This window comes from Streptomyces sp. MA5143a, assembly GCF_900290235.1.
Lineage (GTDB): Bacteria > Actinomycetota > Actinomycetes > Streptomycetales > Streptomycetaceae > Streptomyces.
The window spans coordinates 1-9,315 of the sequence record NZ_OLMK01000118.1 but is presented as its reverse complement, the minus strand read 5'-3'; the positions used below and the strand labels follow the sequence as shown (position 1 = coordinate 9,315).

Sequence of the window (9,315 nt, the reverse complement as noted above, 5' to 3'; positions counted from 1 at the left end):
GGCAACTGTGTCGGTCCGTCCACCTGCCCGGCCGGTACCGGCAAGGACGCCTCCATGTACCTGCTGTCCTGGTACTACGCGTGGGGCGGTGCCACCGACACCAACGCCGGCTGGGCCTGGCGCATCGGCTCCAGCCACGCGCACGGCGGCTACCAGAACCCGATGGCCGCGTACGCGCTGGCCAACTACGCCCCGTTGAAGCCGAAGTCGGCGACCGGGCAGGCGGACTGGGCCAAGTCCCTCGACCGCCAGGTCGAGTTCTACCGCTGGCTCCAGTCGAACGAGGGCGCCATCGCGGGCGGCGCCACCAACAGCTGGGCGGGGCGGTACGCCACTCCCCCGGCCGGGACGCCGACCTTCTACGGCATGTACTACGACGAGAAGCCCGTGTACCACGACCCGCCGTCCAACCAGTGGTTCGGCTTCCAGGCATGGTCCATGGAGCGGGTCGCCGAGTACTACCAGCAGACGGGCAACGCACAGGCCAAGACGGTGCTCGACAAGTGGGTCAAGTGGGCGCTGTCCAAGACCACCATCAACCCCGACGGCACCTACCGGATCCCCTCCACCCTGCAGTGGTCGGGCCAGCCCGACACCTGGAACGCGTCGAGTCCCGGCGCCAACACGGGACTGCACGTCACCGTCGCCGACTACACCAACGACGTCGGCGTGGCCGCCGCGTACGCCAAGACCCTGAGCTACTACGCCGCCAGGTCGGGCGACAGCGCGGCGAAGACGACGGCGAAGGCACTCCTGGACGGCATGTGGACCAACTACCAGGACGGTCTGGGCATCGCGGTGCCGGAGAACCGGGCCGACTACAACCGGTTCGACGAGCCGGTGTACATCCCGAGCGGCTGGACCGGGACCATGCCCAACGGTGACGCGATCAACTCCTCCTCGACCTTCGAGTCCATCCGCTCCTTCTACAAGAGCGACCCGGCCTGGTCGAAGATCGAGGCCTATCTGAAGGGCGGCGCGGTGCCGTCGTTCACGTACCACCGGTTCTGGGCCCAGGCGGACATCGCCCTGGCCATGGGATCGTACGCGGAACTCCTCGAATAGCCCCCGCTGAGACCGCGTACGCGACCCCGTCACCCGGCGACGGGGTCACCGGCCGGGCGGCCCCGCCCCCTTGGGGGCCGCCCGGCGCCCGGGTCCCGACATCTGCCGAGCCGGATTCCCCCCGCACCACCAGCCGTTTCGGGATGCGCCTCAGAGATATCAGAGCCGCCCCCCTTGTCAGGAACATGATCCCCTCCTACAGTCCCGGCGAGATCGCCTTCTGGGAGCGCTCCCAATCCCGGCGGGAGCCCTCGCCCCCACACCCCTCGTGGAGGACCCGCATGCAACCCTCACGCCACCAAGTTCGTAGGACGCGCGCATTCTGCGGTGCGCTGCTGACCACGCTCGTCGCCCTGGCCGCGCTGCTGACCGGCGCTACGGCCTCCCAGGCTGACACGACGATCTGCGAGGAGTTCGGCAGCGCCACGATCCAGGGCCGTTACGTCGTGCAGAACAACCGCTGGGGCACCAGTGCCACCCAGTGCATCTCCGTCACGGACTCGGGCTTCAGGGTCACCCGGGCCGACGGCTCCGTCCCCACGAACGGGGCCCCGAAGTCGTACCCGTCCGTGTACAACGGCTGCCACTACACCAACTGCTCGCCCGGCACGAACCTCCCGGCCCGGCTCAGCTCCATCTCGAGCGCGCCCACGGGTATCTCGTACAGCTATGTGAGCGGTGCGGCCTACGACGCCGCCTACGACATCTGGCTGGACCCGGCCCCCCGCACCGACGGCGTCAACCGCACCGAGATCATGATCTGGTTCAACCGTGTGGGATCCGTGCAGCCGGTGGGCTCGCCCGTCGGTTCCGCCACGGTGGCCGGACGCCAGTGGCAGATATGGTCCGGCAACAACGGCACGAACGACGTCCTGTCCTTCGTCGCGCCGTCGGCGATCGACAACTGGAACTTCGACGTGATGGACTTCGTCCGCCAGACCGTCTCCCGTGGACTCGCCCAGGACAACTGGTACCTGACGAGCATTCAGGCGGGCTTCGAGCCCTGGCAGAACGGCGCGGGCCTGGCCGTGAACTCGTTCTCCTCCACGGTGAACCTCGGCGGCGGCACCCCTGGCGGCCCCGGCACCCCCGGCGGCCCCGCCGCGTGCAAGGTGACCTACGGCACGAACGTCTGGCAGGACGGCTTCACCGCCGACGTCACGGTGAGCAACACGGGTTCCTCCCCGGTCGACGGCTGGAAGGTCGCGTTCACGCTGCCGTCGGGGCAGCGGATCACCCAGGCCTGGAATGCCACCGTCTCCCCCGCGTCAGGGTCCGTGACGGCCACCAACGCCGCGCACAACGCGTCCATCACGCCGGGCGGCCAGGTCTCCTTCGGGTTCCAGGGCACCTACAGCGGCAACTTCACCAAGCCGGCCACCTTCAGCCTCAACGGAACGTCCTGCACCACCGCGTAGCCCGCAGGAGGATTCCTCCGTCCGGGGCTCGCCCGACCGCCCCTGTGCCGACAGGGCGGGCCCCGCTTCTCTCCTCCCGGAGCCTCGCGCCGAATCCGGCAAGGAGCGCAAAGCAGCCACTCGCAACCCCCAACACCCCACTTCCCCTTGGCCGACACGGCACGGGTTCCGCGCGCAAGGCGTGTGCCCGGTTCCCTTCGGCCCGTAAGATCGGCTATCTCATGGGGGAGGTGGTCATGGGCACGCGACGCCCCGGCACGCCGACGCTGGAAGAGGTGGCCGCGCACGCCGGGGTGGGGCGGGGCACGGTCTCCCGCGTCATCAACAACGCGGCAGGCGTGAAGGCATCGACGCGCCGAGCCGTGCAGCAAGCCATCGAGGAACTGGGGTACGTCCCCAATCTCGCGGCCCGCTCCCTGGCCGGCCAGCGAAGCAATGCCGTCGCCCTCGTCCTGACCGAACCCGACTGGAGAGTGTTCGCGGAGCCCTTCTTCTCAGAGATCGTCCGCTCCCTGGGAGACGCGCTGGCAGACATCGGGATGCAGCTGATGCTGACCCTGGTCCGCTCGGACGCCGACCGGAAGCGCTTCTTGGAATACGCGCGCGGCAGCCGGGTCGACGGAGTCCTGCTGCTGTCCGTGCACGCCGGGGACCGGCTGCCCGACATGCTTGCCGAGGCGCGGTTGCCGACCGTGATGCTGGGTCGCCGCTCGGGCGACGAGTACGTCAGTTACGTGGACGCGGACAACGTGGGGGGTGCCCGCAGCGCCGTCTCCCACCTCGTGTCGGGTGGCCGCAGGACCATCGCCACCATCACCGGGCCACTGGACATGGATGCCGCCCAGTGCCGGCTGCGCGGCTATCAGGACGCTCTGGCACTGGCCGGCCTGGACAGCGTGAAATCCCTGGTCGCCGAAAGCGACTTCACGCAGGACAGCGGACGCCGCGCCATGACCGAACTGCTCGAACGACACCCGGACATCGACGGCGTTCTCGCCGCGTCGGACACCACGGCCGCGGGGGCTCTTCAGGCGTTGCGCGCGGCAGGACGGCGCGTGCCACACGACGTCGCCGTGATCGGCTTCGACGACTTCCCACTGGCCCAGCGCACGAAGCCGCAGCTCACCACGGTGCGTCAACCGCTGGAGGAGATGGGCCGGGCCATGATCCGGCTGCTCATGGAGGACATGGAGGAGCCGTCAGTGGCCTACCGCCACGTCATCCTCCGTACCGCGCTGGTCGTCCGCGAGTCGGCCTGAGAGACGCCGGCTCCTTGCACCGGAACTGACCGATTGAGCCTGGGGAGCTCTCCCAGTCTTCAGGATCCGCCCTGCGCCTGGCAGACGTCCCCTGGGCCGCGCAAAGTCGGCGGCAACCTTTTCGCCGTGGGTGGGCACTGACCAGTGCACCATCGGCACCATCCTGAACGGACAGGTAATTCATGACAGCGAGGCAGGTCGCGCGGCAGCGCAGACGCAGACGCAGACTCGTGCTGGGCGCCACGTTGGCGCTGACCGCAGCGAGCGTTCTCGCCTATCTGGTCACGGCGTTGCTCCCCGGCCACAAGGTCGACGCGGGGCCGGCCGCGGCCACACCCCCCGTCAGCACACAACCGAAAGCCTCCCGCACTGCCGGCACGGCATCTCCCAGCGCGACGCCGAGCCCGTCGTCGAGCCCGAGTCCAAGCGGCTCCACCAGCCCCAAGAGCAAGAAACCTCCCAAGGAGGCGAAGGCCTCGTCCAAGGGCGCCCCGAAGTCCTCACGCACGTCCACCACGCCCCCGTCGGCAGGGCGGATCCGGCCCAACACCTCGTATCAGGGCGTCGCCACCGCCTACGAGGCCGGTGTCGGGGACGGGGCCTGTCTGTTCGGTCCGAGCCCGGACATGATGATCGCGGCGATGAACACCACCGACTACGAGACCTCCCGGGCCTGCGGCGCGTACGTCCTCGTCCGCGCGGCCAACGGCAAGTCGATCACGGTACGGATCACCAACGAATGCCCTCTGCCCTGCGCACCCGGGCAGATCGACCTCAGCCAGCAGGCCTTCGCCAAGCTCGCCGACCTCAAGGTCGGCAGGCTCCCCATCACCTGGAGCCTGGTGAGCCCCGGTTCCATCGGCACGATGTCCATCAGGTACAAGACCGGCTCCAGCCAGTACTGGTGCGGCATCCAGGTGATCGGTCACCGCAACCCGGTCGCGCGGCTGGAAGTGAGCACCGGGGGCGGCTGGCGGCAGCTGCCCCGCACCAGCTTCAACTACTTCGTCTCCGCCGACGGCAGCGGCTGTGGCAAAGCGATCAGAATCACCGACATCTACGGGGAACAACTGACCGTCAGCGGACTCGCGGTGCTGCCGAATGTCAAACAACCGACGCAGGTTCAGTTCGCCCGGCACTGATCCGCGTCGACTTCTGGATCGCTGACCATCAACAGCGTCTGCGGCAGGCGACGAACTGGATGACGTCGGTGCGGTGGCCGCCGGTCAGGGTGACCGCGAGCGGGACGCTGGTGGCATCGGTGATCCCGTCCCCGGCAGTTGGAACGCCGGGGACGGGCCGATTGTCGTGATCAGCTTCAGCTGCTCCACCACGTTCGCGGTCGCGGTTCCCCGCCGGGGCGGTGATCGTCGTGAATTTTTCCGTTGCTCCACAGCGCGGCCGATGAGTTTGCGGCTCCCGGCCGGTCCAAGCTGGTGACACCCCAGGAAAGGACACCGCCATGTCGGAGCTTCTCGTCGACTTCATCACTTCCCTCGACGGCTACGCGTCGGGAGAGGGATGGCCCGGGTTCTGGGGCCTCGAGGGCCCGGAGTACCTCGCATGGCTCGGCGAGCAGCCCGAGGTCACCTACCTGATGGGAGCGAACACCTACCGCCTGATGTCGGGCTTCGCCGCAGGCGAGGTCCCGGAGGGCCAGGACGAGTTCAGGCCCGAGGAGGAGGCGTCCGTCGACGAGCTCACGCGAGCGTCCAAGGTGGTGTTCTCCTCCTCACTCGAGGAGCCACTGACGTGGGCCAACTGCACGCTCGTCCGCGACGACGCCGTCGAGGCGGTCCGCTCCCTGAAGTCGAGCGGCCCGGGGCTCCTCAGCACGATCGGCAGCCTCAGCCTGTGCCGGTCCCTGCTCCGAGCCGGACTCGTCGACCGCTTCCGGGTCGTGATGTTCCCGGTGATCACCGGGGCCACGGGCGAGGAACGCATCTACGACGGCTATCCGGACGTCGCCCTGGAGATGATCGACCACCGCACCTTCGACGGCCGCATCCAGCTGGTCGAGTACAAGCCGCGCGTGCTGGAGCACCCGCCGCTCGGCGCCCCCGCCTGACGTCCCCCCGCCCCCCGTCCCCCGTCCGCCGGTCCGGACGGCCGCCAGGTCGGCTCCGGCAGGTCGGCGCCGACAGGCACGGAACAAGATCCACCTTCCAGGGGGGGCGGACGGCCAACATGAGGACGCCCGGTCCAGGCGCCCGCAGGGGCTGAGCAATCATGGATCGTCCACACCGCCGATGGTTCGTGCGCGGATGAGTCAGCCGAGCCTGACGAGGAAAGGTACCTGGTCGCGCGGCTGCGGGAACGTCGCCTGGGGAGCGGCGGGGGCCGCGTCGACCGCCGCCCGCATCACCGTCGGCGGCCTCACCCGCGCGCGCCACCCGCTCGATCGCCTCCTGCGAGCCAGACCCGCCATCACGCCCAGAGTCCCGCCACCACGCCGCCGAGTGCGGCGCCGGTGAGAGCCACGGCGCTGCGCCCCAGGGGAGAACCATCTCGTCTCCCTGGATGCCGCCGGAGGCGAGCCTGCCGGCGGCCCAGCCGAGGAATGTGCCCGCGCCAATACCCAGCAGGGCTCCGAACAGCGAGCTGAGACCCTCTGCAAGAGGCCACGCAAACCGATCAGCCTCCCTTACTGGCCTGCGCCAAGGTACTTTCCGCGATCAATCGCGGATCCAGACATCTCGATCAACCCCCGGGGGCCTCGCTCGTTGCGCTTCGCGCCTGCACCTGATCGGTGGCCGGCTCGAAGAAGCTCACTGCACGGGCCTTGACACCGTCGAGCGCTGCGGCAAAGAATTCCGGCTGCGAACATGTTGATGAAACGATTCAAACACGGCGTCCCCGCGAATACTCCCCTTGCCGGTCGCCGGGATGCCTCTCTCGCCCGCACCCTCACCGCACATTGACAGCAGGAGTCAGCATGCCCTCTCCAACACGCCGGTCCATCCTGCGCTCGGCCATAGCCGTGGCGCTCGCGCCCACCCTCGGCTCGGCGCTTCTGCCGGGGCTCGCTCCTGCGGCGTCCGCCGCCGTCTCCTGGACCGCAAAGTGGATCTGGGCTCCGTCCAGTACGGCGAACCAGTGGGTGGCGTTCCGCAGATCGTTCACCCTGGGCTCCGCGCCGTCGAAGGCGGTGACGCAGATCGCGGCGGACTCCAAGTACTGGCTGTGGGTCAACGGCACGCTCGTCGTCTTCGACGGACAGCTCAAGCGCGGCCCCGACCGCACCGGCACCTACTACGACGAGATCGACCTCGCCCCGTACCTGAGGAGCGGCAGCAACACGGTGGCGCTCCTGGTGTGGTACTTCGGCAAGCAGGGCTTCTCACACAGCAGCAGCGGCAAGGGCGGGCTGCTCTTCCAGTCCGACATCACCACTGGTTCCGGCACCACCCGGCTCGTCAGCGACACCAGCTGGAAGCACATCGTCCACCCGGGCTACTCCAACAACACCAGCGGCACCCAGGTCAACTTCCGTCTGCCCGAGTCGAACGTCTACTACGACGCCCGCAACGCCACCGCCATGGCCTCCTGGGAGTCGGCAGGTTTCGACGACAGCGCGTGGAGTGCCCCCACCGACTTCGGGGCCGCCGGTGCCGCACCCTGGAACGATCTCGTCCGGCGGCCGGTCCCGCAGTTCCGGTACTCGGGCCTGAAGTCCTACGGCAACGCGTCGTCGCTGCCGTCCACGGGACAGGGCGCCACCGCGATCTGGGCCACGCTGCCGTCCAACCTCCAGGTCACGCCGTATCTGAAGGTGGACGCTCCGGCCGGCGCCGTGATCGGCATGCAGACCGACCACTACGCCGACGGCGACGGCCTGACCGGCCTGACCCGCGGGCAGGAGAACAATGTTCGCGCCACCTACGTCTGCGCGGGCGGGGTCCAGGAGTTCGAGGCGCTGGCCTGGATGAGCGGCACGGCGGTGAGGTACACGATCCCCGCGGGCGTCACCATCCTGGACCTGAAGTACCGGGAGTCCGGCTACGACACCGACTTCACCGGATCGTTCAGCAGCAACGAGGCGTTCTTCGACACCTTGTGGGGCAAGGCGGCGCGCACCATGTACGTCAACATGCGCGACAACTACATGGACTGCCCCACCCGCGAACGCGCCCAGTGGTGGGGCGACGTGGTCAACCAGCTCAAGGAGGGCTTCTACACCTTCGACACCCGCTCCCATGACCTCGGCGCCAAGGCGATCGCCCAGCTGGCCGCCTGGCAGAAGCCCGGCGGTGTGCTCTACTCGCCGATTCCGTCCACCATCTGGACGGCTGAACTGCCCGTCCAGATGCTCGCCTCGGTATGGGCGTTCGGCACATATCACCTCTACACGGGCAACGCCGACGCCGTCTCCAGCACCTACCCGGCAGTGAAGGCGTATCTGAACCTGTGGAGCCTGGACTCGGCCGGCCTGGTCAGCCACCGCGCCGGGGACTGGGACTGGGAGGACTGGGGCAGCAACATCGACGCCCGCGTCCTGGACAACTGCTGGTACTACCTGGCCCTCGACACGGCCATCACACTCGCCGGCCTCAGCGGCAACAGCGGCGACGTCGCCGCCTGGCAGGCCAAGCGCGACAGCATCAAGGCCAACTTCGACCGCGTCCTGTGGAACGCGTCCAGGAACGAGTACCGCTCACCCAGCTACACCGGCGACACCGACGACCGCGCCAACGGCCTCGCCGTCGTCGCCGGCCTCGCACCCACCTCCCGCTACCGGGCGATCACCGAGGTGCTGCGCACCCACCTCAACGCCAGCCCCTACATGGAGTTCTACGTCCTGGAAGCGCTTTACCTCATGGGAGCGGCCACCGTCGCCGAGGAGCGGATGCGCAACCGCTACGCCGCTCAGGTCGCCGACCCCGCCTGCTACACACTGTGGGAGATCTGGGACAAGTCGGGCGGCACGGACAACCATGCCTGGAACGGCGGCCCCCTGTACACGCTGTCCGCCTACGCCGCCGGCGTCCGTCCCACCAAGCCCGGCTGGGAGACGTACGACGTCATCCCGCAGACGGGCACCCTCACGAAGATCAACACGGTCACGCCGACCGTCAAGGGCGACATCCGCTTCGGCATCACGCGGGACGGCGACCAGGTCACTCTGACCCTGACCTCCCCGAGTGCGACAACCGCGCGGGTGGGTGTTCCGACGTACGGCGGCTCCTCACCGGTCATCAAGGCCAACGGAACCACGGTCTTCACGGGTGGCGCCTCCACCGGCAGCGTCTCGGGGCTCAGCTATGCGGGCAAGGACTCCTCGTACGTCTACTTCACCCTCCAGCCGGACAGTTGGACCTTCACGGTCGCCGGCGCCGGCCGCCTGGACAACCTCGCCCTCGGCCGGCCCGTCACCAGCAACAGCAGCCTGGAGAACAGCAACTGGGGCAAGAACCGGCTCACCGACGGCAAGCTCACCAGCGTGAGTGGCGCCAAGGGCTACACCAGCAACGACTTCTCCTCCGCCGACGTCAGCGCGAACCCCGTCTGGGTGGAGATCGACCTCGGTGCCGACACCGACCTCGACGCCGTGCGGCTCTTCCCACGCACCGACA

6 protein-coding genes are annotated in these 9,315 nt (G+C 68.7%); all 6 read left to right on the top strand.

The window, feature by feature from the left end:
* Window positions 1–1,065 (top strand): glycoside hydrolase family 48 protein (locus SMA5143A_RS38010; protein WP_308812066.1); only part of this gene is annotated, 1,065 nt, incomplete at its 5' end.
* Between the two features lie 281 nt (window positions 1,066–1,346).
* A complete protein-coding gene (locus SMA5143A_RS38005; RefSeq protein ID WP_107467360.1) occupies window positions 1,347–2,483 on the top strand; it encodes a GH12 family glycosyl hydrolase domain-containing protein in 1,137 nt (378 codons plus the stop codon).
* A gap of 236 nt (window positions 2,484–2,719) precedes the next feature.
* Window positions 2,720–3,742, top strand: coding sequence for a LacI family DNA-binding transcriptional regulator (locus tag SMA5143A_RS38000; RefSeq protein ID WP_107467359.1), 1,023 nt, complete (start codon window positions 2,720–2,722; stop codon window positions 3,740–3,742).
* Window positions 3,743–3,924: 182 nt separating this feature from the next.
* A complete protein-coding gene (locus SMA5143A_RS37995) occupies window positions 3,925–4,884 on the top strand; it encodes an expansin EXLX1 family cellulose-binding protein (protein ID WP_107467358.1) in 960 nt (319 codons plus the stop codon).
* A 320-nt stretch (window positions 4,885–5,204) separates the two neighbouring features.
* The gene (locus tag SMA5143A_RS37990) at window positions 5,205–5,810 is read left to right on the top strand and encodes a dihydrofolate reductase family protein (protein ID WP_107467357.1); all 606 of its coding nucleotides are present in this window, start codon (window positions 5,205–5,207) and stop codon (window positions 5,808–5,810) included.
* An 867-nt stretch (window positions 5,811–6,677) separates the two neighbouring features.
* Window positions 6,678–9,315 (top strand): alpha-L-rhamnosidase-related protein (locus tag SMA5143A_RS37985; protein WP_258193976.1); only part of this gene is annotated, 2,638 nt, incomplete at its 3' end.

Bases quoted from the DNA above. Each gene is read 5' to 3' on its own strand.
- SMA5143A_RS37990 (WP_107467357.1), top strand. From the start codon at position 5,205: ATGTCGGAGCTTCTCGTCGACTTCATCACTTCCCTCGACGGCTACGCG.
- SMA5143A_RS38000 (WP_107467359.1), top strand. From the start codon at position 2,720: ATGGGCACGCGACGCCCCGGCACGCCGACGCTGGAAGAGGTGGCCGCG.
- SMA5143A_RS37995 (WP_107467358.1), top strand. From the start codon at position 3,925: ATGACAGCGAGGCAGGTCGCGCGGCAGCGCAGACGCAGACGCAGACTC.
- SMA5143A_RS38005 (WP_107467360.1), top strand. From the start codon at position 1,347: ATGCAACCCTCACGCCACCAAGTTCGTAGGACGCGCGCATTCTGCGGT.